Genomic DNA, 22140 nt, shown 5'->3' on the forward strand with positions numbered 1-22140 from the left:
AAGTTTGAGTCACAAGCGAATTCCGAAGCGCAAGGCCGCGATAGCGGCGGGCAGCGTGGTGGCGCTGGGCGCGGCCGCGATCCTGCTCCCCAACGCCAACGCGTCGCAGGACGGTTCGTCCGACGACGCGGCCGCCGCGCCGAAGACCCTGAAGGCGGGCGACGCCTCGGATCTCGCCTCGCAGCTCTCCGGGCTCCTCGGTGAGGCGTTCGGCGGCTCCTACTACGACGGCGACAGCCAGCAGCTCGTCGTCAACGTCGTCCCGGGCGACAACAACAACGTGATCGTGCAGGCGAAGGCGGCCGGCGCGAAGGTGCGCGAGGTCGAGAACAGCTGGTCGGAGCTCCAGGACGGGGCCTCGACGCTGAAGTCCGAGGCGACCATCGCGGGCACCTCGTGGTCGATCGACCCGCGTACCAACAAGCTCCTGGTGACCGCCGACAGCACCGTGACCGGTGCCAAGTGGGACAGACTGGAGAGCACCGTGCAGAGCCTCGGCTCCGGCATGGCCACGGTCAAGAAGTCGTCGGGCACCTTCAAGCCGTTCGTCTCGGGCGGTGACGCCATCTTCGCGGGCGGCTCGCGCTGCTCCCTCGGCTTCAACGTCACCGCGGGCGACGGTTCTCCCGCCTTCCTGACGGCCGGTCACTGCACGCTCGGCGGCAACGAGTGGTCGGACACCCAGGGCGGTCAGCCGATCGCCACCGTGGACCAGTCCACCTTCCCGGGCAACGGCGACTTCGCACTGGTGAAGTACGACGACCCGGCGACCGAGGCGCCCAGCGAGGTCAACACCGGTGACCAGACCGTCCAGATCACCGAGGCCGCGGAGGCGACCGTCGGTCAGCAGGTCTTCCGGATGGGCAGCACCACCGGTCTCAACGACGGCCAGGTGCTCGGGCTCGACGCCACGGTGAACTACCCGGAGGGCACCGTCACCGGCCTCATCCAGACCGACGTCTGCGCCGAGCCCGGCGACAGCGGTGGCTCCCTGTTCACCCAGGACGGTCTCGCGATCGGCCTGACCTCGGGCGGCAGCGGCGACTGCACGGCCGGTGGTGAGACGTTCTTCCAGCCGGTGACCACCGCTCTGGAGGCGGTCGGCGCGACGCTCGGCGCGGGCGGCGCAGGCGGTGCGGGTGGCGCCGGTGCGGGCGAGGAAGGCGGTGCCGGCGCCGGTGCCGGCGAGGAAGCGGGTGCCGGTGAAGAGGCCGGTGCCGGTGGCGAGGCCGGTGCCGGTGGCGAGGCCGGTGCGGGCGCCGGTGAGGAGGCCGGTGCCGGTGCTGGTGAGGAAGCCGGTGCCGGAGAGCAGGCCGGAGGCGAGGAAGCGGGCGCCGGAGCCGGCCAGGACGCGGGTGCCGGTCAGGACGCCGGTGCCGGTCAGGACGCGGGCCAGGGCGTCGAGGACAACTCCGGTCTGACCGAGTCCCGCTGACCTGAACCCGTCGGCCTTCGGCCCGACGCCGCCGGCCCGGTTCCGCCCCCTTCCTGGCGGGACCGGGCCGGCCCTCCGGCGGGAGGACCGGCCCGTCCCTGTGAGGGGCTGTGTCACCCGATCGCCCGGAGCAGCAACAGGGCGATGTCGTCGAGCCGTTCCTCCCCGTCCGTGCGGTGCCGGTGGCGGACCAGGCTGTCGGCCAGCTCGTTCAGCGGCCGGTCCCCGGCGTCGGCCAGGTGCCGGCCCAGGTCCGCCAGGGCCTCCTCGAAGTCCGTGCCGGGGGACTCGACCAACCCGTCGGTGTAGAGGACGAGCAGGGAGCCGGGGGCGAGGGCGACCTCCGTCGTCGGGTACACCGCCGAGGCGTCGACGCCCAGCAGCGGGCCACCCGCCAGGTCCAGGACGCGCACCCGTCCGTCCGGCCGTCTCAGCAGCGGCGGCGGATGACCCGCCCGGGACATCACGGCCCGGCCGTGCGCCGGGTCGAGCCGCAGGTACAGGCAGCTGGCGAACAGTTCGGCGCCCAGGTCGAGCAGCAGCCGGTTGGTGCTGCGCATGACCTCCTCCGGTGCCTGGCCCACCGCCGTGTACGCGCGCACCGCGGTGCGGACCTGCCCCATCAGACCGGCCGCCGTGACGTTGTGGCCCTGGACGTCCCCGATCACCGCCGCCGCCTTGCCCTGGGCGCCCAGCAGATCGTAGAAGTCGCCGCCGATGTCCATGCCCTGCGTGGCCGGCACGTAGCGGGCGGCGGACTCGATGCCGGGCAGCGCCGGCAGGGAGTGCGGCAGCAGCGCCTCCTGCAGTCCGTGCGCGAGCCGGTGCTTGACGTCGTAGAGCAGGGCCCGCTCCAGCGCCTGCGCGATCAGTCCGGCCAGACTGGTCATCACCGCCCGCTCCTCCGTGGGGAAGACGTGCGGCTCGGCGTAGGAGAGCACGCATGTCCCCACCGGCCGGCCCTGCGCGATCAGCGGGAGGTAGGCCCAGGCGGCGAACCCGTCGGGCGTCGCGAGCCGTGCGGGGTAGAGACGCTCCAGCTGTTCCTGCGACTCGAAGAACGCGGGCACGCCCGTGCGCAGCACCTGGGTGCCGGGCATCGGCTCGGACAGCGGGATGCCGTCGAACCGCTCCACCACGTGCGGGTCCCGGTACCCGCGGTGCCCGAGCACGCGCAGCCGGTTCGCCCGTGAGCCCAGGACCACCAGCGCCTGGCTGCCCACGGCCGGGGCGAGCTCGTCCGCGACCAGCTGCACCACGTCCTGCACGCCGACCGCCTCGGTGAGCGCGCTGGCCAGGTCCAGCACCTGCGACATGGTGACCAGCCGGGACGGTTTCCCGTCGGAGGGCGGCGCGGCCCGGTTCATCTCCGACACGGCCCGGGACCTGGTGATCCGGACGCTGAGACCCGTCGTACTCGGGTACAGCCGGAACGACAGCCACTCGCCCGGCGGACGCAGCGCCACGAACGAGGAGGTGTGCTGGCTCATCAGCGCGGCCCGGTAGCGGTCCTCGTACACCGGGTCGTTGAGCCACGGCACCGACGCCCACAACTGCGTGCCGAGCAGCCGGCTGACGGGGACGTTCAGCAGCTCGGCCGCCGCCGCGTTGACGAAGCCGATCCGCCCGTGCAGATCCAGCGAGACCAGTCCGTACGGCAGCCGGCTCACCATCCGGGCCGCCTCGACGGTGCCGAGCGTGCCGGCCATCCCGCCCACCAGGGGCGAGGCCAGCAGATCGCTCTCGGAGTGCGGCGGGATGCCGATCTCGGCGGCTCGCTCCAGCCGCACCGCCAGCCGGCCGCAGGCCGCGACGAGATGCTCGCGCTCCCGGTCGGACAGCTCCGGGGGATGCCCGCCCGGCCAGGTCACGAAGACGGCGCCGTACACCGCGGTCTCGGTGGCGATCGGCACCGCGGCCAGCGCGAACGGGTAGGGCAGCACCACGGCGATCCGCGGATAGCGGCGGGCCATCTCCTCCTCGCCGCCGACCCACACCAGCTCCCGCTCGCGCGCCGCGTCGGCGACCGGGATCGGCGCGCTCATCCCCACCCGCTCCCAGGGCGCGGCGAAAGCCCGGGGCAGCCCCGCCATCACCGCCATCTCCAGCACCGGCTGGTCGGCCGCCAGCAGGTACACCGCACCCGAGTGGGCGTGCACCTCGTCCATCATCGAGGCCAGCGCCAGGGACAGCAGCGGTCGGCCGACCGACGTCCTGGCGGCTGCCGGCGCCTGTGCGGACGACTGCCCGTCGGACACGCCGACCACCTCCTCGCACGGCCGCGCGACCGGGTCCAGGAACAAATCTCCCCCCTGGCGGCCGGTCGCGCACGACGAGGGCCGCGGAGGGGGTGTCACGGTTACCGTCGGTCACAGGCATACGCCGCCGGCGAAGGCCCTCTCGTACCCCCAACGCCGCCACCCATGCCGCCAAAGTCGAAGCGCGGACGGGCGTACGGGCGCCATGCGTGCGCCCCCGCGCACCCTGATGGCCGGTTCTTCGCGCCCACGCAGGGTCACGGTCGCGAAAAATAGGGCACGCGCTCCACAGGACGAGGGGGCGCAATCGAGCCGAGGGGGTGGCAGTGATCCGGGTGCTTCTGGTGCACGACGAGTGTCTCGTGCGGTCGGTGCTGGCGGAGTGGCTGCGGGGGGAATCCGATCTGGCCGTGCACGACACGTCGTGGCGCGGTGCGCCGGGCATGATGCGGTCGGTGCGGCCGGATGTGTGCGCGGCGGACCTGGAGTGCTCGGACTCCTACGGCATCCCTCCGCTGGGCGAGTTATCCCGGCCCGGTCCGGGCCGGGTGCGCCCGCGGTTGCTCGTGCTCGCCAACGCGAACCGGCCGGGCCTGCTGAAACGTGCGGTCGAGGCGGGGGCGCTCGGCTACGTCGACAAGGAGGGATCGCCGCAGAACCTGCTGCGCGGGATCCGGCGCGTCGCCGAGGGGGAACGTTTCGTCAACGACTCGCTGGGCTTCGGTTTCCTCAAGGCGGCCGAGATGCCGCTGACCCGCAGAGAGCTGAGCGTGTTATCCCTCGCGGCCGAGGGCGCCTCCATCGCCGAGATAGCCAGGAGCCTGCACCTCTCCCACGGGACGGTGCGCAACTACATGGCGGCCATCACCCGTAAGACCGGGGCCCGCAACCGCATCGACGCGATCCGCATATCGCAGGGACAGGGCTGGCTCTGACCGGCGCCGGGACGGTGCGGGCGCCCAGCTCCCGACGAGGTCCCGGTACAGCGCCGAGCAGCCCATGAGCTCCTCGTGGCTGCCGTACGCGGTGCTCCGGCCGTCCATGACCAGCACCCGGCCGGCGCGGCGGGCCGAGCTGATGCGGTGGGCGACGACCACCAGGGTTCCGCCCGGTCGCGCGGCGAAAGCCCGCTCCGCGCGCTCCTCCGTCTCGGGGTCCAGGTGGCAGGTCGCCTCGTCGAGCAGGGCGAGCGGGGCGCACGACAGATAGGCCCGGGTCAGCGCGACCAACTGCCGCTCGCCGGCCGATAGGGCCGCCGGATCGACCCGGGCGCCGAGACCGCCGATCCGGCCGGCCAGCGGGGCGAGACCGATCGCCTCGGCAGCGGCCAGAAGTTCCTCCTCCGGCACCGGGTCCGGGCGCAGATAGGCGAGATTATCGGCCAGAGTGCCGTCGAATACATATGCCTCCTGCGGGATGAGCACCCGCGCGGCGGCCGCCTCCGGCCCGGGGACGGCATGCCCGCCCACGCTGATCGTGCCCCGGTCCGGTGTGAGGAGCCCGGCGACGAGGGCGGTGAGCGTGGATTTGCCGGTGCCGCTGGGCCCGACGACGGCCAGATGCGAGCCCGGCACGAGATCGAGGTCGAGGTCCTGGAGGACGGGGGCGCTCGCGGGGCCGTAGGCGAAGGTGACCGAGGCGAGGGACAGGGCCGGGGGAGTGGCGCCCCGCGGACGGCCGGCGCCGGCGATCGTGCCACCGGAGGCGTCGGCATCCCCTGCCGCTCCCGGGAGCGAGTCGCGGGGCCCGTTGGCGTGGGGGCCGGGATCGGGACGTGGCCCCACGCACCTGCCCGTCGTGTCCGCGGGGCGCCGGTCCGCCGGGGACGGCGTGCCCTGCCCGGCCTCGCCGGAGCCCGCCGGGGCCAGTCGGCGCAGGACCACCGTCAGGCGGGAGCCGCTCGTGCCCAGGCCGTGGACCAGGTTGCGCAGGGCGGGCAGGAGCGACTGGGTGACGTAGGAGAGGGCACCGACCAGGGCTCCCGCGGTGACACCGTGGGCCAGGAGCCAGGGGGCGCCCGCGAGCAGCAGCACGATCGGCACCTGGCCGCCTAGCGCCAGGGCCGCCACCCGCACCACACCCCAGTGGGCCAGCGCGCGCGCCGCCCGCAGCTCCGCCTCGACCCGTTCGCCGGTGCTCGCCGCGATGGGCGCCTCGGCGCCGGTCGCCGTGATGTCCCGCAGGCCGGGGCAGACGGCGCCCAGCTGTCCCGCGAGTTCCTCGTCGGCGACGAGGAAGGCCTCCTGCCGCCGGGCCAGCGGCCGCAGCGTCACCGCGAACAGCGCCACTCCCGCGGCCAGGGGAGGCCCCACCACCAGCAGCAGCGGCGGGGCGAGTGTGAACAGCCCGGCCAGGGCGCCGGCGGCGGTGAACAGGAAGGAGCGGGAGACCATCACCAGTCCGGCGAAGGTGTCCCGCGCGATCTCCACCTGCTGGGTGAGCCCCGACAGGGAGCCCGTGTCGCCGCTGCGCACCCCGCGGGAGACCACCCGCTCCACGAGCCGGTCCCGGAGCGGTTCCACCAGGGCCGCGACGGCCGCGTAGACCCGTGCGGTCCCGTACGCGCCGAGCAGGACACCGAGCCCGGTCACCGCCAGCCAGACCAGCCCGACGTCCGGCCGCCCGCGCAGGAACCCCGAGTCCAGGGCCCGGGCGGGCCCGTAGCCGATGAGGAAGGTCTGGCCGGTCTCCAGCGCGGACCAGGCGGTGAGTCGCAGCAGGACCCGTCGGCGGGCCAGCAGGAAGCGCAGTCCCCGGGTGGGGAGGCCGGCGCCGGTCATGCCCGCACACTCCTCTCGGCATCGGTCGCGGCGGAGGGCGGCCCCTCCCCGAACACCGCCCGGTACTCGGCGACCCGCCACAGTTCCTCGTGCCGCCCCACCGCCCGCACCCGCCCCCCGTCGAGCCAGGCCACGGCGTCGGCGCACGCGGCCGTGGCGCTGCGGTGGGCGACCAGGAGCCGGGTGCGGTCCGGGCCGTCGCCGAGGAGGGCGTCGGTGATGTGGCGTTCCGTCACCGTGTCCAGGCTGGAGAGGGCGTCGTCGAGGATCAGCACGCGGCCGCCGTGCGCGAACGCCCGGGCGAGACCGAGCCGCTGGGACTCGCCGCCGGAGCGCGGGGCGTCCGTGACGGCCGTGTCGTAGCCCTCGGGGAGCCTGCGGACGAAGTCGTCGGCCAGGGCCGTGCGGGCCGCCTCGCGGATGAGGCCGGGGGAGGGGGACGGCAGGCCGAGGCCGATCGCCTGCTCGACCGTGCCGCCCAGCAGGGCCGGGCGGGCGAAGGCGTAGCCGACAGCCCCGCGCAGGTCGTCGTGGGACAGCTCGCGCAGGGGTACGCCGTCGAGGAGCACCTCCCCCGAGTCCGGGTCGGACAGCCGGCCGGCGAGGGCGGCAAGCAGCGACTTGCCGGCGCCGGACCGGCCGACCACGGCCAGGGTCGTGCCGCCCGGCACGACGAGGTCCACCCCGTCGAGCACGGTGCGCCCGCCACGTAGGGCCGTCACGCCGCGCAGTTCCAGCCGCCCGGGGCCGTCGGGCAGACGGCGCGCACCGAACGCGGTGGCGGGCTCGGTCTCGACCTCGCCGAGGCGGCGGGCCGCTGCCCGTGCCCGGGCCAGACCCGCGAGCCGGCCGACCAGGACCCCCACTCCCGTCGCGAGCACCGCGTACCGCGAGGCCGCGAGGACGTCCCCCACCGACAGCCGGTCCCGGGTGAGCAGCACTCCGGCCACGGCGACGACCCCGAGATGCAGCAGGGGGGCCACGGCGCTCGCCTGTGCGGCGGCCCGCCCCTGCACCCGCCACATGCGGTGCCCGGCCCGGGACAGATCGGCCAGCGGCCGCAGGACGCGGGCGGTCTCCTTGTCCTCGGTACCCGCCGCCCGGACGGTACGGACCCCCTCGACGGCCTCCGCCAGCGCGGCCGCGATCCGGCCCTGGGCCTGCTGGTAGCGCGCCGCGCTCTCCGAGGTGTCCCGGGCGACGGCCCGCAGGAGGAAGGTCAGGACGGGGGCCCCGGCCAGGAAGACGGCCGCGAGCCACCAGTGGATCACGCCGAGCGCGACCACACCGCCGATCGGGCCGGCGAGGGCGGCGGGCAGTGCCGCACGGGCGGCCGGCGTGGTTCCCGCCTCGGCGGCGTTGCCCACCAGCCGGGCGATGAGATCACCGGAGCCGAAGCGATCCGTGGCCCGTGGGCCGATGCCCAGGACGTGCCCGGTCAGCCGGCGGCGCAGCCAGCCGGTGCTGCGGGCGTCGACGGTGCCGGTGAGCACGGTCTCGGCCGCGTCCAGCAGGGCCAGCAGCAGGACGAGTCCGGAGCAGTACAGCACCCAGCGGGTGGCCGGGGCCTGCGCCAGCAGCAGGTCGAGGGCCCGGCCCAGTGCGGCCGGCAGCAGCAGTCCGGCACCGGTCGCGGCGATGCTCACCAGACACAGTGCCGCGCAGCGGGCCCCGCTGTACCGGGTGGCCGTACGCAGCAGCGTGCGCGCGTGTCCGGCCGCCGGGTCGTCGTCGGCACGCGTGGTCATACGGGCCTTTCGTGGGACGGGACGGACGGACCCCGGGCGGCCCCTCCCCGAAGGGAGAGAACCGCCCGGAGCCGTGCAGACCTGATGTCAGAGACAGAGCAGAACGCTCGCGGCGCTGATGCAGGAGAGCAGGCTGACCGTGCTGGCGCCGCCGCCGCCGGTCGTCCGCTCCTCGGTCTCAATGGTCTGCAGGTCGAGAAGTGCCATGGTGTGTCCTTCCGTTGGTTGTCCGTCCGTGGTCATCCGTGGGGACGGGGTGGTGTCACGACTCCGCCGGGTGGCGGAACCGCGTCAGTGGGGCCGCCGGTTCGGCGGCGGGAGGAACGGCAGGTGGGCGTCGGCCGCCGGGTCGAGGGCCGCGCCGAGCGCCAGCAGGCACCCTGCCGTTCCGGTGGCGAGGTCCATGGAGAGCCGCATCATCTGGTGGCCGGGGAAGGCCAGTTGGCCTTCGTACGCCATCGCGAACCAGCCGAGCCCGGAGATCTGGCCGGCCAGCCGCTCCCCGGTCGCGCCCGGCGTGGTGGTGCGGCTGAGGTGCAGGATCATTCCGGCGCGGCCCTGGAAGAGACCGGGCTGCGCGTAGAAGCGGGAGGTGGCCGCGGTGAGCACTCCGGAGCGGGCCTGCCCGAACTCCCCGGCGAGGCCGGGGGCGTGGGCCACGAGGTCGTCGAGGACCATGCCGAGTCCCGCGCTGCCGTCGCCCAGGTAGGGCAGGGTCCGCCAGCCCTCGTCGACCTCCAGCGCGCCGCCCTCCCGCGTCACGCAGGACTCCAGGTCCCGGCGCAGTGCCACGGCCGCCGCCTCCAGCCAGGCCTCCTCGCCGGTCCACTCGTACTGCCGCAGCATGAGCAGGGCCGGGCCGCTCGCGCCGCGCAGCAGTCCGGCGCGCCGCCGGGACGTGGCCGGGACCGGCTCGGTGAGGCGCTGGACCAGGATCCGCGCGGCCTCGTGGGCCCGCTCGCCCAGCTCCGCCTCCCCGGTCGTACGGGCCAGGTGCCCGAGGACGAGGCCCAGTCCGGCCAGTCCGCCGTGCAGGTCGGAGGAGAGGTTCTGCCACCGCTCCGCGAGGATGCCCTCGACCAGGTCGAGCGCCCGCTGCCGGTGCCCCAGCCGGTCCAGGACCAGGGCGACACCCGCGAGCCCGTCGTACAGGCCGAGCGGCGTACCCACCGGGGCCGGCGCGGTCCGGGCCAGCAGCCAGCGCTCGCCCTCCTCGTACCGCTCGGCGCCCGACGCGTCCAGGGCGTACAGCACCCCCGCGGCGCCGTGAGCGAGCCCGAGTCCGCCGCCGTCCGAGAACTGGGCGACGTCGCCGGGGAAGAGCCGGTCGTCACGGTCCGGGGTGGCCGAGGCGAGGATCGCCTTGACCATCGAGTCCCGGCTGTAGGGCCAGTCACCGGGGTCCACCGGCGAGGAGGGAGCGGCCACCGTGCGGCCGGACACCTCCCGTGTGATCTCCGTGACCGCCTCGTCGAGGAACTGTCGCGGCACGTCCGGGAACTGTTGCGCGATCACCTCGGCCAGGTGCGCCGCCTTGCCGCGGTCGACCACGAACAGCGTGGTCACGGGCAGGAACAGGGCCAGGCGCAGACAGGCCAGCGCATAGCGGTCGACGTCGGCCCCCCGGCGGTCCGGGGGCGCGAAGAAGCCGGGGTGGGCGACGACCTGGCGGCCGTTCTCCTCGGCGGGGGCCGCGGCTTCGAAGTCGAGCAGGAACACCGCCTCCTCGTCGGGGCCGACCATGATGTTGAAGACGTGCAGGTCGTTGAAGACGATGCCGCGCTCGTGCACCGCCGCCACGGCCTCCTCCACCTTGCGGTGGATGCGCAGCGCCCACGTCGTGTAGGAGGCGACGGCCTCCGGGTCGGGATCCTGGGTGAGCAGCGGGTGCCGCTCCGCGAAGAACGAGTTGAGCGGACGGCCCTCCAGGAAGTCCATCACCAGGAAGCGGTGCCCGCCGAGCTCGAACCAGTCGCGTACCTCCGGGACCACACCCGTGCCCGCGACCCGCTCCAGCGCCCGCTTCTCCCGCTCCAGCCGGGCGACCGCGTCGGCGCCGTCCGAGGCCAGCCCCGCGTGCGGCCGGCCCTCCTTCAGCACGACCTTGCGCCCGTCGCGGCTGTCGGTGCCCGCGTACACACCGCCGCCGTTGGAGAAGTGCAGCGCCTTCTCGATGCGGTACGGCAGCTCGCCGACCGTCGTGGTGTTGCGCGCGTCGAGGTGCGGCTGGAGGAACGGCGGCAGCGTCACCCACTCCGGCACCTGGAAGGATGGCGACCGCCGGTCCGGCACCAGCCGTCCCTCACCGTCCCGCACCGCCGGGACCAGCGAACCCCGCTCGTCCACGACGAACGAACGCGCGAAGGCGCCGTAGCGGACGTACAGCGGGCCCTCGCCCCAGCGCAGGTCCGTGAGGATGTACGGCCCCTCGAACCCCTCCAGCAGCCCGCCCAGCTCACGCAGCACCTCGTGCAGCTGCTCCTCGTCGGCCGGGTAGACCGTGACGAACTTGCCGCTGCCGTCGCGCGGAGCGTACTTGGTGTTGCGCAGGTGCAGCAGGTGCGGACCCGGCACGAACTTGAAGGGGACGCGCCGCTCGACGCAGTAGTCCCAGACGATCCGGGCGACCTCCTCCGCGTTCGCCCGGGTCGCCGACGCATGGATCTTCCAGCCCTGTGCCGGGCCCGGCAGCCGCTCGCCGTCCGTGCCGCGCGGCGTCATCGTCAGCCAGTCGCCGATCCGGGCCGCCTCCCAGCCCTCGGGAACCGGCCGGCGGGCCGTCTCGTAGAGGTGCGCGGCTGTCCCCTGCCCGCCCCGTGCCAGCCGGTCCGGCGTCTCGTAGAAATGCCGGTCGGCCAGCGCGTACACCTCGTACCGCTTGTCCATGCGTCCCCCTCCTCGACGGGCACCGAGCCTTCCAGCCACGCGAGGGGCCCCGACAGTCACGGCTGTCACGAGATCACCGTGCGGAACGCATGCGTAAAGACTTGTTCGATGTCTTTCGAGCGCCCCGCGTCAAGGCAGGTTCACGGAACGCTCACAGGGGCTGCGCGGGTGTCTCATAAGCGCTGTAATGGCCAACGTGGTCACTGAGGGCGCCCAAGCACGCGGAACGCGAACGCTGCGTGCCGAAGGTGCCCTCAGAGCGATCGCCGTCGACGAGGAGTCATCCGATCGGCTGCGCCGCGTCCTCGAACAGGCACTGGTCTTCGCCAATGCGGCGTTCGCCGCCGTGTACGCGCCCAGCCAGGACGGCGAACTGCTGTGCCTGGTGGAGTCGGCCGGGGTGCCGAGAACGCTGTACGGGCTGCGCGACGCCTACCCCCGCGCCGGGCGGTCCCCGGTCGCCGAGGCCCACCGGGGCGGACGGCCGGTGTCGCTGAACCCGGCGGAACTCGCCGGGCGCGCCCAGGCGCGGCGCGCGCCGTCCCAGGACTTCCACCTGACGGTCCTGCCCGTGCACGGGAACGGCGGGGGCTGTCTCCTCGCCGTGAGCGAGCGCCCCGGAGGGTTCGACACCGACGACCTCGAGTGCCTGTCACTTGTCTCCGAGGCGGTCGCCTTCCGCGACCCGGCGGCGCCGGCCGACGGCGGTGAGCTGCGGCCGGGCGGGTTCAGCCTCGCCATGGACACCGGCCGGGTCCGGGTCGGCGGCGACCTGCTCGACCTGTTCGGCCTGGACCCCGTGGAGTTCGACGGCCGGGTCGAGACCCTGCTCGGCCTGACCGTGCCGGAGGACCTCCCCTCGCTGATGTCCGTGGTGGAGGCCGACCACATGTCGATCGGCGACCGCGAACTCGAGTTCCGTGTCCTGCAGCCCACCGGGCCGCCGAAGTGGCTCCGGCTGCGCGGCCGGCTCCTGCCCGGCGGCGAGGGGCACCCCGCCCGGCTCGTCGGCACCGTCGCCGACGCCTCCACGCTGCGCTCCGAGGTCACCGACGTGGCCCGCGTCCAGCGCCTGGCCACCGCGCTGACGACCGCCGTCACCGTCCGCGACGTCGGCAAGGCCGTCGTCGCCGCACTGCGCCGGCCGCTGCGGGCCGACCGGATCGCACTCGCCGAGCTGGAGAGTGACCGGCTCGTCGTCACCGTCCTCGACCCGCCCGAACCCGAAGCCTGGCCCGAGCTGTGGCGGTCGGAGTGGCGCACCGAGTGGCCCGACGCGCCGGTGCGCGCCATGCCGACCCTCGCCGCGGCCCTGCGCGAGGGCCGCGCCCGGATCTGGCCCGCCGGCAGCCCCCTGGAACGCGCCCTGGCCGAGGTCGGCCCCGGCGGCCTCGCCGTCCTGCCGCTGCCCGCCGGGAACCGCATGGCCGGGGCCTGCCTGATCGGCTGGGACGCCCCGCACGACTTCGGGGCCGACGAGCGCGCCCTGCTCACCGCCTGCGCCGGCCTCGCCGGGCAGGCCCTGATGCGGGCCCGCGCCTTCGACGCCGAACACGAACTCGTCGGCATGCTCCAGCGCCAGCTGCTGCCCCGCCGCCTGCCCCGGCTGCCGGGCGCGGTGGCCGTCGCCCGCTACCTGCCCAGCACCGCGGGGCTCGAACTCGGCGGCGACTGGTACGACGTCATCCCGCTGCCCGACCACCATGTCGCCCTCGTCATCGGCGACGTCCAGGGCCACAGCGCGGGCGCCGCCACCCTGATGGGCCAGATGCGCACGGCCCTGCGTGCCTACGCCGTCGAGGGACATCCGCCCGACGTGGTGGTCGCGCACGCCAACCGGCTGCTCATGGACATGGACAGCGACCTCTTCGCCACCTGCTGTTACGTCGACATCGACCTGGAGGAGGGCTCCGCCTGGTGCGTGCGGGCCGGGCACCTGCCGCCGGTGCTGCGGTACCCCGACGGCACGACCGAGATCGCGGAGGCCGAGGGCGGCCCGCCCCTCGGCGTGATCACCCAGACCGAGTTCCCCATGAGCCCGCTGCGGCTCCCGCCCGGCACCGTGCTCGCGCTCGCCACGGACGGGCTCGTCGAGACGCCCGACTCCGACATCGACGAGGGCATGGACCGTCTCGCCGGCCGGCTGGCCGACGCCGCCGCCGTCGACCTGGGCCTGCTCGCCGACGCTCTCCTCGGCAGCGCCCCGCGCAGCGACGACGTCGCCCTGCTCCTGCTGCGGTACGACGGCATGGAGCTGCGCCCGCTGCGGGAGAGCTGGACGGTGTGGCGGGTCCCGCAGGCGGTCGGGCACGCCCGCCGCTTCGCCCGGCGCACCCTGCGGTCCTGGGGCGTCACCGAGGACGTCGACGCCGTCCTCCTCGTGGTCTCCGAACTCGTCACCAACGCTCTCGTCCACACCGACGGCCGGGTCCGCATGGACCTCACGCTCATCGACAACCGCCTGCGCGTCGCTGTCGCCGACGCCTCGCCCCGCTCGCCGGTCCGGCCGACCAGCATCGGCTGGGAGGCCACGGGCGGCCGCGGTGTCCTCCTGGTCGAGGCGCTCTCGGCGACCTGGGGCACCCTGCCGGTCAGCGGCGGCAAGCAGGTCTGGGCGGAGCTGGTGCTGGGCCGGTGAACGGCCTCCGCCCCACCTGGTGACCAGGCCGGATCACCGGGTACCCGGGCGGGGCAAGACGGAGAAACCCGCAAGGAGCCGAAGGAAGAGGAACGTCATGGCTCAGCATGTCCGCGACATCATGACCAGCGATCCGGCCACGGTCGAGCCGCAGACCTCCGTCGCCGAAGTGGCCCGCATCATGCGCGACGAGGACCTCGGCGTCGTCCTGGTGACGGACGGCGACAACCTGCGCGGTGTGGTCACCGACCGCGATCTGGTGGTCCGGTCGATCAGCCGGGGCGGCGACCCGGAGCGGACCACCGTGGCCGGCGCGTGCAGCGACGACCTGATCACCGTCAGCCCGGACGAGAACCTGGACCACGCGGTGGAGCTGATGCGCGAGCACTCCGTGCGCCGTATCCCGGTCGTCGACCACGGGCACCCCGTGGGGATCGTCTCCCTGGGCGACATGGCCGTGGAGCGTGACCCGGAGTCGGCGCTGGGCGACATCAGCGCCGCGCGGCCCAACACCTGACCGGCAGCACCGTTCCGTACGGTCCCGTGCACACACCGTGCGCGGGACCGTCGTACGAGGTGAACAACCGTACGATCACCGGGAGTTCAGAGTGTGAACACGGCGTCATGGCCGGAGTTTGTTCGGTTTGTCCCTGGGCACTCGAACAACAGCGGATGCAGAAGGAAGATGATGAGTCGTGACGCCCATGGACACCACTGTCAAGCCCGTCGTCCGTCGCCCCGAGACCGGCTGGTCGAAGGCGCGCCGCCTGCGCGGCAAGGCCGCGCTGCGGACCTGCCTCCCCGCCGTGGAGGACCGTGCGGCCACCGGCACCGGGCACGCCGAGCCGGACTGGAACATCGTGCGGGGCGAGGACTGACAGCACCTCGGGGAGCCGCTCGGTGACGATCCGGGTAACTCCGCGCGCCGGCAACCAAAAGAAGTGATGTTCACATCCGCCGGAACCCGACTAAGGTGAGCCGAATGAAGGCTCTCGTGCTGTCCGGCGGCGCAGGAACAAGACTGAGGCCGATCACACACACGTCGGCCAAGCAACTGGTCCCAGTGGCCAACAAGGCCGTGCTGTTCTACGGGTTGGAGTCGATCGCCGAGGCCGGCATCACCGACGTCGGCATGATCGTCGGGGACACGGCCGCGGAGATCGAGGAAGCGGTGGGCGACGGGTCGAAGTTCGGCCTGAACGTCACCTACATCCCGCAGGAACGGCCCCTGGGGCTGGCGCACGCGGTACTGATCGCCCGCGACTACCTCGGCGACGACGACTTCGTGATGTATCTCGGCGACAACTTCATCGTCGGCGGCATCAGCGGTCTCGTCGAGGAGTTCCGGGACAACCGGCCCGACGCCCAGATTCTGCTCACGCGCGTGGCCGACCCACGCGCTTTCGGCGTCGCCGAACTCGACCCGTCCGGCCAGGTCGTCGCCCTGGAGGAAAAACCCGACCAGCCGAAGAGCGACCTCGCCCTGGTCGGCGTCTACCTGTTCACCCCCCTGATCCACGAAGCGGTGCGCGCCATCGAGCCGTCCTGGCGCGGCGAACTGGAGATCACCCACGCCATCCAGCACCTGATCGACTCCCGCGCGGACGTGCGCTCCACGGTCATCAAGGGCTACTGGAAGGACACCGGCAACGTCGGCGACATGCTCGAGGTGAACCGCACGGTCCTCGAGGCCATGGAACGCCGCATCGACGGTGACGTCGACGACGCGTCGCAGACCATCGGCCGGGTGGTGGTGGAGGAGGGCGCGCGGATCGTCAACTCCCGCGTCGTCGGCCCCGTCGTCATCGCCTCGGGAACCGTCATCAGCAACTCCTACGTCGGCCCCTTCACCTCCATCGCCGAGAACTGCCGGATCACGGACAGTGAACTGGAGTTCTCGATCGTGCTGCGGGACTCCTCGATCCGGGGCGTCGGCCGGATCGAGTCCTCGCTGATCGGCCGGCACGTCGAGGTGACCCCGGCCCCCAGCGTCCCCAGCGCCCACCGCCTCGTCCTCGGAGACCACAGCAAGGTGCAGATCACTTCATGAACCTCCTCGTCACCGGAGCCGCCGGCTTCATCGGCTCCCGCTACGTCCGCGCACTGCTCGCCTCGGACGCGCCCGACGCGCCACGCATCACCGTGCTGGACAAGCTCACCTACGCCGGCACCCTCGACAACCTCGAACTCGGCCACCCCCGGCTGGAGTTCGTGCAGGGCGACATCTGCGACGCCGAGCTCGTCGACAAGCTCGTGGCCGACGCGGACCAGGTCGTGCACCTCGCCGCCGAGTCCCATGTGGACCGCTCGATCACCGGCGCGGCCGACTTCGTGCGCACCAACGTGCTGGGCACCCAGACGCTCCTGGACGCCGCCCTGCGCCACGGCACGGGCCCCTTCGTGCACGTCTCCACCGACGAGGTCTACGGCTCCATCGAGTCCGGCTCGTGGCCGGAGGACCACCCCCTGCAGCCGAACTCCCCGTACTCGGCCTCCAAGGCCTCCTCCGACCTGCTCGCCCTGGCCTACCACCGCACCCACGGCCTGGACGTGCGCGTCACCCGGTGCTCCAACAACTACGGACCGCACCAGTTCCCCGAGAAGGTCATCCCGCTGTTCGTCACCAACCTCCTCGACGGCCACAAGGTGCCGCTGTACGGCGAGGGCCGCAACGTCCGTGACTGGCTGCACGTGGACGACCACTGCCAGGGCATCGACCTCGTCCGCACCAAGGGCAGGCCCGGCGAGGTCTACAACATCGGCGGCGGCACCGAGCTCACCAACAAGGAACTCACCGGCCTGCTCCTGGAGGCCTGCGGCGCGGACTGGGACCGGGTGGAGTACGTCGAGGACCGCAAGGGCCACGACCTGCGCTACTCCGTCGACTGGTCCAAGGCCCGCGACGAACTCGGCTACCGCCCCCGCCACGACTTCGGTGCCGGCCTCGCCGACACCGTCGCCTGGTACCGGGACAACCGTGCCTGGTGGGAGCCCCTGAAGCGGCGCGTCGCCCAGGAGCGCGCATGAGGTGGCTGGTCACCGGGGCGGGCGGGATGCTCGGCCACGACGTCGCCCGGGAGCTCACCCGGCGCGGCGAGGAGGTGGTGGCCCTCGACCGGGCCGCCCTGGACATCACCCGGCCCGAGACCGTCGGCAGGGCGGTCGCGGACCACCGGCCCGACCTCGTCGTGAACTGCGCCGCGTACACGGCCGTCGACGACGCCGAGACCGACGAGGCCCGCGCCCTGGAGATCAACGGGGAGGGACCGCGCCTGCTGGCCCGGGCCTGCGCCACCCACGACGCCCGCATGATCCACGTCTCCACCGACTACGTCTTCTCCGGGGAGGCCCGCACCGCTCCCTACCCGGAGGACCACCGGCCCGCCCCGCGCACCGCCTACGGCCGCACCAAGCTGGCCGGGGAGCAGGCCGTGCTGGAGGAGCTCCCCGGGCGCAGCGCGATCGTCCGTACGGCTTGGCTCTACGGGGTCCACGGCGCTAACTTCGTGCGGACCATGATCGGTCTCGAAGCCCGCCGCGACACCGTCGACGTCGTCGACGACCAGCGCGGGCAGCCCACCTGGAGCGCGGACGTCGCCGAGCGGATCACCGGCCTCGGCGAGCGGCTCGGTCCCGGCGCGCACGGCGTCTTCCACGCCACCAACTCCGGTGAGGCCACCTGGTACGAGCTGGCCCGCGAGGTGTTCTCCCTCGTCGGCGCCGACCCGGACCGGGTGCGTCCCACCAGCAGCGCGGCCTTTCCCCGGCCCGCGCCCCGCCCGGCGTACAGCGTCCTCGCACACCGCCGGTGGCAGGAGATCGGCCTGCCGCCGCCGCGCGACTGGCGCTCCGCCCTGCACGAAGCACTGCCCCGCATCCGCAAGGAGTCCTCCTCGTGAAACGCCATGAGTTCCTCCGGGAACTGCACAAGGTCAGCGCCAATCGCAACTACCTGGAGATCGGCGTCAACGACGGCCGCAGCCTGACGTTGTCCCGGGTCCCCAGCATCGCGATCGACCCCGCCTTCAAGGTGGTCTCGGAGCTGAGGTGCGACGTCCACCTGGTGAAGGCCACCAGTGACGACTTCTTCGCCCGCGAGAACCCCTTGCAGCACCTCAAGGGCGGCCGGCACCCGCTGCGCAACCTGCGCCGCGGCCGCAGCCCGATCGGCTACTGGCGCCGCACGACCCTGGACCTGTCGTTCATCGACGGCATGCACCTGTTCGAGTTCGCGCTGCGCGACTTCATGAACGTCGAGAAGTACTCGGACTGGGGCAGCGTGATCGTCCTCGACGACATGCTGCCGCGCAGCGTCGACGAGGCGGCCCGGGACCGGCACACCAACGCCTGGACCGGGGACGTCTACAAGATCACCGAGGTCCTGGCGCGCTACCGGCCCGACCTGGTCACGGTCCAGGTGGACACCGCGCCCACCGGCCAGCTCGTGGTCTTCGGCGCCGACCCGGACAACCGGGTCCTGCACGACAAGTACGACGAGATCATGGCCGAGTACAAGGTGCCCGACCCGCAGAAGGTCCCCGAGCAGATCCTGGAGCGCGCCGGGGCGGTCCGCCCCGAGGCGCTCCTGGAAGCGGGCTTCTGGCGGCCCCTGGCCCAGGCCCGCAACCGCGGCCTCCCGCGCTCCATCGGCTGGGAGCCGCTGCGCCGCTCGCTGGAGCAGGTGGGCGTCAGCCGCTGATCCCTTCAGCGCTGTGCCTCGGGTGTCACGGGCAGGTCGTGGGCCTGCCCGTGACACCGGACGTCAGTGCTTCCCGGACTTGGCCCGGGGCACCACCCTCCGGCGCGCCGCACCGAGCACGCGTCGCGCGCCCCGGGCCAGTCGCAGCGCCACGCCGGGGCCCGGGACCGGGACCACCAGGACGTCCTCGCCCGTGGCGCGCAGGGCGAACGGCAGGCCGGTGAAGCGTGGCCGGTCGGCGGAGGGCGTCAGGCAGAGCGCCACGCGCCAGGTGCCGCGGGAGAGGTCGTCGGCGGGCAGGGGCGCTCCCAGGAGCGCTCCCGACCCCTCCGCGGTGGGGGAGAGGGTGCCGGGCGCGTCGAAGTACCGCTGGGAGGAGACGAACCGCAGGCGCACCTCCGTGTCGCCCGGGACGTGCAGGGGGAGCAACGCCCGGAAACGGCCCCCGGAGACGGTGACGTCGGACTGCTTCACCCGGCCGAGCCCGAGCCGCTTGCCGCGGGTGCCCAGCTCTAGGGAGAGGTTGCCGTGCGGCTCCGTCCAGTACGGCAGGGCCGAGCGGCTCCCGACGACCCCCGCCTCCGGTGCCGGCCGGCTCTCGCGCGGCGCCGGCCCCAGCCGGACCTCCTTGGTCCATCCGCCCAGCTTGACGCGGACCACCGCGTCCCAGGCGCCGTCACGCGGCAGGGCGGCGGGATCGACGGTGGCGGTCGCCCGCAGCACCAGCCGGACCTCCTCACCGTCCCCGACCGGCACGGTCTCCCGGGAGAGCCGCACGGGCTGGAAGTACTGCGCGGCACTGGACCGCTCCCGCAGCAGCAGATCGGCCGTGGCCTGCCCGAAGCGCGCGGCGGTCTGCGCGGCCACCCACTCCACCGCCTCCGTCACGTCCTTGGGCGTGTCGGTCAGCGGCGTCGCCTCGGGGTCGGCCGGGAAGGTCATCGGCCGGTCGCCCGACACGTACTCCGCGGTGAAACCGATGCTGACGGAGCCGTCCCGCCACTCCACGTGCTCGGGAGCGGCCTTGGGCGCCACCCCCGCCTCCCACTGGGCGAAGGACACGACGTCGTCGTACCGGTCGGCCGCGGTGAGCGCGGCGACGACCTGCTGCGTCGGCTGCAGCGCGGCCGCCACCCCGGGCCCGAACCGCTCGACGACCACCTGGTGGATCTCCGCGAACAGCTCTCTGCGGTAGTCGTCCGGCAGCTTCAGGAAGCGCCCGGCCCGCAGCCGCTCGACCATCTCCACGCGCAGCCAGCGGCGGTAGAGCTTGTCGCGCACCAGGCCGGGCTCGGTGTACCGCTCGACGACGTCGAGGGCCTCACGGAGGTTCTTGAAGTAGCCGACGGGATCGAAACGTTCGAAGCCCGCGTTGGAGCCGTCCTCACGGCGGATGTGGTAGTAGCAGACGTAGTCGCTGAGCACGGAGACGTTCTCCGCCCGCAGATACGCCTCGGCGATGAAGACGTGGTCCTCCAGGCGCCGCCTGCCCTCGGGGAAACGCAGGCCGATGCGGTCCAGGAAGGCCCGGCGGATCATCTTGTGCGGGGTGAGACTGTCGATGAGCGGCGCGTTCTCGACCGTGGCGCGCGGGTGGTTGCGGCGGAACAGCTCCACCGGCACCCCGCGGCCCTTGCCGGCCATCTTGCCCACCACGACGTCGGCACCGTTGGCCACGCCGTAGTCGTACATCCGCTCCAGGGCCTCGTCGCCCAGGTAGTCGTCGTTGTCGACGAACATGACGAACTCGCCCCGGGAGGCGGCGATGCCGACGTTGCGGGGCTTGCCCGACCAGCCGGAGTTCTCCTGGTGGATGACCTTCATCCGGGGGTCCTCGGCCGCCAGCGCGTCGAGCCGGGCCGGTGTCTCGTCGGTCGACCCGTCGTCGACGAAGATCACCTCGTACTCGTCCGGAGGCAGCGACTGCCGCTGCAGCGAGGAGATGCAGTCCTCGATGTAGACCCCCGGGTTGTACACGGGGATGATGACGCTGACCTTGACCGGCATCGGGTTTCCGGGCCCCTTCGGGTCGCTTGCCGTAGACGTCCTGTCTTACTGCGTGTTGCCCGATGCTAACCCGGCCGGGAAGTCCGCCCCGCACTTCGATACCGGGCCGTGATCATCTCGGCCGGCGGGCAACTGAGCTGGTCTGTCTGTCTGTTCACGGTCAAGTGGGTCCCGGGTGGAGCGGTCGGCAGCCTCTAGGCTGAAGGCGTGCGACTGCTCCTCATGTCCGACACCCACCTGCCGAAACGGGCCAGGGAACTGCCCGCGGGGCTGCTGGCGGAACTCCCGCGGGCCGACGTCGTGTTCCACGCCGGAGACTGGGTCGACACCGCCACCCTCGACCTGCTGGCGGACCGCTGCCGCAGGCTCGTCGCCGTGTACGGCAACAACGACGGCCCGGACCTGCGTGCCCGGCTGCCCGAGGTGGCGCACGCCGAACTGGACGGACTGCGCTTCGGCGTGATCCACGAGACGGGCCCCGCCCAGGGCAGGGAGAAGCGCTGCGCCGCCCGCTTCCCCGACCTCGACGTCCTCGTCTTCGGCCACAGCCACATCCCCTGGGACACCACGGCCCCCACCGGCCTGCGCCTGCTCAACCCGGGTTCCCCGACGGACCGCCGCCGCCAGCCCCACTGCACCTACATGACCGCCACCGTCGCCGATGGCCTGCTCACCGACGTGGAACTGCACCGGCTGCCACCCCGCACACCGCGCTGACCTGGCCCCTCGTCCCCGTGACCGCCGTCGCGACGACCGTGACATGATCGGCCCATGGCTCAGGACGAGGAGGGATACCTCCTGGACAACCGGCAGGCCGAGGCCGGCACCCGCTTCGACGCGCTGGCGGCCCTCTTCGACGCCTCGACGTTCCGGCACTTCGAGACGCTCGGGGTCGCCGAGGGATGGCGGTGCTGGGAGGTCGGCGCCGGCGGGCCGAGCGTGGTCGCATGGCTGCGCGAGCGCGTCGGGCCCCGCGGCCGCGTGCTCGCCACCGACATCGACGTGTCCTGGACCGGGACGGCCGCCACCGAGGGAGTCGAGGTGCTCCGCCACGACGTCGGCCGCGACGATCCCCCGGCCGGACCCTTCGACCTGATCCACGCCCGTCTCGTCCTGGTCCACGTGGCCGAGCGCGACGCGGCACTGCGCACCCTGGTCCAGGCCCTGCGCCCCGGCGGCCTGCTGCTGATCGAGGACGCCGACCCCGCGCTCCAGCCGCTGATCTGCCCCGACGAGCACGGCTCCGAGCAGGAGCTGGCCAACCGGCTGCGTGGAGGCTTCCGCGAACTGCTGCGGCGGCGGGGTGCCGACCTCGCCTACGGACGCAGGCTGCCGCGGCTGCTGCGTGAGGCCGGCCTCGCCGACGTGGAGGCCGACGCCTACTTCCCGGTCACCTCGCCCGCGTGCGCCGTCCTGGAGGCGGCCACGGTCCGGCAGGTGCGGGACAAGCTGGTCGCGGCGGGCCTCGCCACGGACGAGGAGATCGAGCGGCATCTCGGCAACGTCGAGGCGGGGCGCCTGGATCTCGCCACGTCACCGATGATCTCGGCCTGGGGCCGCCGACCGGTGGACGACGGCTCGCGGCCCTGACACGATCACCCTTCCGCGGCGGACCGGAACCAGGCGTTCGGCCGGGCGGAGCCGACAGGCGGACGAGGATGCCGCACACCTCGTCCACGATCTCCCGGG

The 22140-nt window shown here is 73.3% G+C and carries 16 protein-coding genes and 1 pseudogene; 11 read left to right on the forward strand and 6 right to left on the reverse strand.

Annotated features, from left to right (window positions below):
- Window positions 1–4: 4 nt before the first annotated feature.
- Window positions 5–1435 carry a S1 family peptidase gene (locus ABZ016_RS38330; protein ID WP_356921380.1) on the forward strand — a complete coding sequence of 477 codons (1431 nt, stop codon included), beginning with the start codon at window positions 5–7 and terminating at the stop codon, window positions 1433–1435.
- Window positions 1436–1548: 113 nt separating this feature from the next.
- On the opposite strand, the gene ABZ016_RS38335 is transcribed toward ABZ016_RS38330, so the two are convergent.
- Window positions 1549–3702 (reverse strand): SpoIIE family protein phosphatase, encoded by a 2154-nt coding sequence (locus ABZ016_RS38335; protein WP_356921407.1) that lies wholly within the window; start codon window positions 3700–3702, stop codon window positions 1549–1551.
- 317 nt (window positions 3703–4019) lie between these two features.
- On the opposite strand from ABZ016_RS38335, the gene ABZ016_RS38340 reads away from it, so the two are divergent.
- Complete coding sequence (locus ABZ016_RS38340) at window positions 4020–4628, forward strand: response regulator transcription factor (RefSeq protein WP_356921381.1); 609 nt, start codon at window positions 4020–4022, stop codon at window positions 4626–4628.
- 291 nt (window positions 4629–4919) lie between these two features.
- On the opposite strand, the pseudogene ABZ016_RS38345 reads toward ABZ016_RS38340, so the two are convergent.
- From ABZ016_RS38345 to lanKC, 4 genes and pseudogenes are all read right to left on the reverse strand, one after another.
- Window positions 4920–6473, reverse strand: a pseudogene (locus tag ABZ016_RS38345) (ABC transporter ATP-binding protein); the annotation flags it as partial.
- Window positions 6470–8221, reverse strand: a complete 1752-nt coding sequence (locus ABZ016_RS38350; RefSeq protein WP_356921382.1) for an ABC transporter ATP-binding protein — start codon at window positions 8219–8221, stop codon at window positions 6470–6472. The gene ABZ016_RS38350 and the pseudogene ABZ016_RS38345, both read right to left, overlap by 4 nt.
- An 87-nt stretch (window positions 8222–8308) precedes the next feature.
- Entirely contained in the window at window positions 8309–8428 is a 120-nt protein-coding gene (locus tag ABZ016_RS38355) for a SapB/AmfS family lanthipeptide (RefSeq protein ID WP_345663966.1), read from the reverse strand.
- A gap of 84 nt (window positions 8429–8512) precedes the next feature.
- A complete protein-coding gene (gene lanKC / locus ABZ016_RS38360) occupies window positions 8513–11107 on the reverse strand; it encodes a class III lanthionine synthetase LanKC (protein ID WP_356921383.1) in 2595 nt (864 codons plus the stop codon).
- 187 nt (window positions 11108–11294) lie between these two features.
- Here lanKC and ABZ016_RS38365 point away from each other — a divergent pair, with 187 nt between their 5' ends.
- The 7 genes from ABZ016_RS38365 (at window position 11295) to ABZ016_RS38395 (ending at window position 18444) form a co-directional block, all read left to right on the forward strand.
- On the forward strand, window positions 11295–13745 hold the full coding sequence (locus ABZ016_RS38365) for a SpoIIE family protein phosphatase (RefSeq protein ID WP_356921384.1): 2451 nt from the start codon (window positions 11295–11297) through the stop codon (window positions 13743–13745).
- Window positions 13746–13842: 97 nt separating this feature from the next.
- Window positions 13843–14262 carry a CBS domain-containing protein gene (locus tag ABZ016_RS38370; protein ID WP_356921385.1) on the forward strand — a complete coding sequence of 140 codons (420 nt, stop codon included), beginning with the start codon at window positions 13843–13845 and terminating at the stop codon, window positions 14260–14262.
- Window positions 14263–14449: 187 nt separating this feature from the next.
- Complete coding sequence (locus ABZ016_RS38375) at window positions 14450–14623, forward strand: hypothetical protein (RefSeq protein ID WP_356921386.1); 174 nt, start codon at window positions 14450–14452, stop codon at window positions 14621–14623.
- 104 nt (window positions 14624–14727) lie between these two features.
- Complete coding sequence (locus tag ABZ016_RS38380; RefSeq protein WP_356921387.1) at window positions 14728–15795, forward strand: glucose-1-phosphate thymidylyltransferase; 1068 nt, start codon at window positions 14728–14730, stop codon at window positions 15793–15795.
- The gene (gene rfbB / locus ABZ016_RS38385; RefSeq protein WP_003994908.1) at window positions 15792–16772 is read left to right on the forward strand and encodes a dTDP-glucose 4,6-dehydratase; all 981 of its coding nucleotides are present in this window, start codon (window positions 15792–15794) and stop codon (window positions 16770–16772) included. Before ABZ016_RS38380 ends, rfbB begins: the two co-directional genes overlap by 4 nt.
- On the forward strand, window positions 16769–17644 hold the full coding sequence (gene rfbD, locus ABZ016_RS38390; protein ID WP_356921388.1) for a dTDP-4-dehydrorhamnose reductase: 876 nt from the start codon (window positions 16769–16771) through the stop codon (window positions 17642–17644). The genes rfbB and rfbD overlap by 4 nt, the downstream gene beginning before the upstream one ends.
- Window positions 17641–18444, forward strand: coding sequence for a class I SAM-dependent methyltransferase (locus tag ABZ016_RS38395; RefSeq protein WP_356921389.1), 804 nt, complete (start codon window positions 17641–17643; stop codon window positions 18442–18444). The genes rfbD and ABZ016_RS38395 overlap by 4 nt, the downstream gene beginning before the upstream one ends.
- A 63-nt stretch (window positions 18445–18507) precedes the next feature.
- Here ABZ016_RS38395 and ABZ016_RS38400 read toward each other — a convergent pair whose 3' ends face one another.
- Window positions 18508–20451 (reverse strand): glycosyltransferase family A protein, encoded by a 1944-nt coding sequence (locus ABZ016_RS38400; protein ID WP_356921390.1) that lies wholly within the window; start codon window positions 20449–20451, stop codon window positions 18508–18510.
- Window positions 20452–20658: 207 nt separating this feature from the next.
- Between ABZ016_RS38400 and ABZ016_RS38405 the strand changes: the two genes are divergently transcribed.
- Window positions 20659–21168, forward strand: a complete 510-nt coding sequence (locus ABZ016_RS38405; protein ID WP_356921391.1) for a metallophosphoesterase — start codon at window positions 20659–20661, stop codon at window positions 21166–21168.
- A gap of 54 nt (window positions 21169–21222) precedes the next feature.
- Complete coding sequence (locus tag ABZ016_RS38410) at window positions 21223–22041, forward strand: methyltransferase domain-containing protein (RefSeq protein ID WP_356921392.1); 819 nt, start codon at window positions 21223–21225, stop codon at window positions 22039–22041.
- Window positions 22042–22140 lie beyond the last annotated feature (99 nt).

The organism is Streptomyces sp. NPDC006372 (genome assembly GCF_040612515.1).
Taxonomy (GTDB): Bacteria; Actinomycetota; Actinomycetes; order Streptomycetales; family Streptomycetaceae; genus Streptomyces.

Excerpts from the sequence above, each read along its gene's own strand:
- ABZ016_RS38400 (WP_356921390.1), bottom strand. The coding sequence starts at position 20,451 with ATGCCGGTCAAGGTCAGCGTCATCATCCCCGTGTACAACCCGGGGGTC.
- ABZ016_RS38410 (WP_356921392.1), top strand. The coding sequence starts at position 21,223 with ATGGCTCAGGACGAGGAGGGATACCTCCTGGACAACCGGCAGGCCGAG.
- ABZ016_RS38370 (WP_356921385.1), top strand. The coding sequence starts at position 13,843 with ATGGCTCAGCATGTCCGCGACATCATGACCAGCGATCCGGCCACGGTC.
- rfbD (WP_356921388.1), top strand. The coding sequence starts at position 16,769 with ATGAGGTGGCTGGTCACCGGGGCGGGCGGGATGCTCGGCCACGACGTC.
- lanKC (WP_356921383.1), bottom strand. The coding sequence starts at position 11,107 with ATGGACAAGCGGTACGAGGTGTACGCGCTGGCCGACCGGCATTTCTAC.
- ABZ016_RS38355 (WP_345663966.1), bottom strand. The coding sequence starts at position 8,428 with ATGGCACTTCTCGACCTGCAGACCATTGAGACCGAGGAGCGGACGACC.
- ABZ016_RS38350 (WP_356921382.1), bottom strand. The coding sequence starts at position 8,221 with ATGACCACGCGTGCCGACGACGACCCGGCGGCCGGACACGCGCGCACG.
- rfbB (WP_003994908.1), top strand. The coding sequence starts at position 15,792 with ATGAACCTCCTCGTCACCGGAGCCGCCGGCTTCATCGGCTCCCGCTAC.
- ABZ016_RS38375 (WP_356921386.1), top strand. The coding sequence starts at position 14,450 with ATGGACACCACTGTCAAGCCCGTCGTCCGTCGCCCCGAGACCGGCTGG.
- ABZ016_RS38380 (WP_356921387.1), top strand. The coding sequence starts at position 14,728 with ATGAAGGCTCTCGTGCTGTCCGGCGGCGCAGGAACAAGACTGAGGCCG.
- ABZ016_RS38365 (WP_356921384.1), top strand. The coding sequence starts at position 11,295 with ATGGCCAACGTGGTCACTGAGGGCGCCCAAGCACGCGGAACGCGAACG.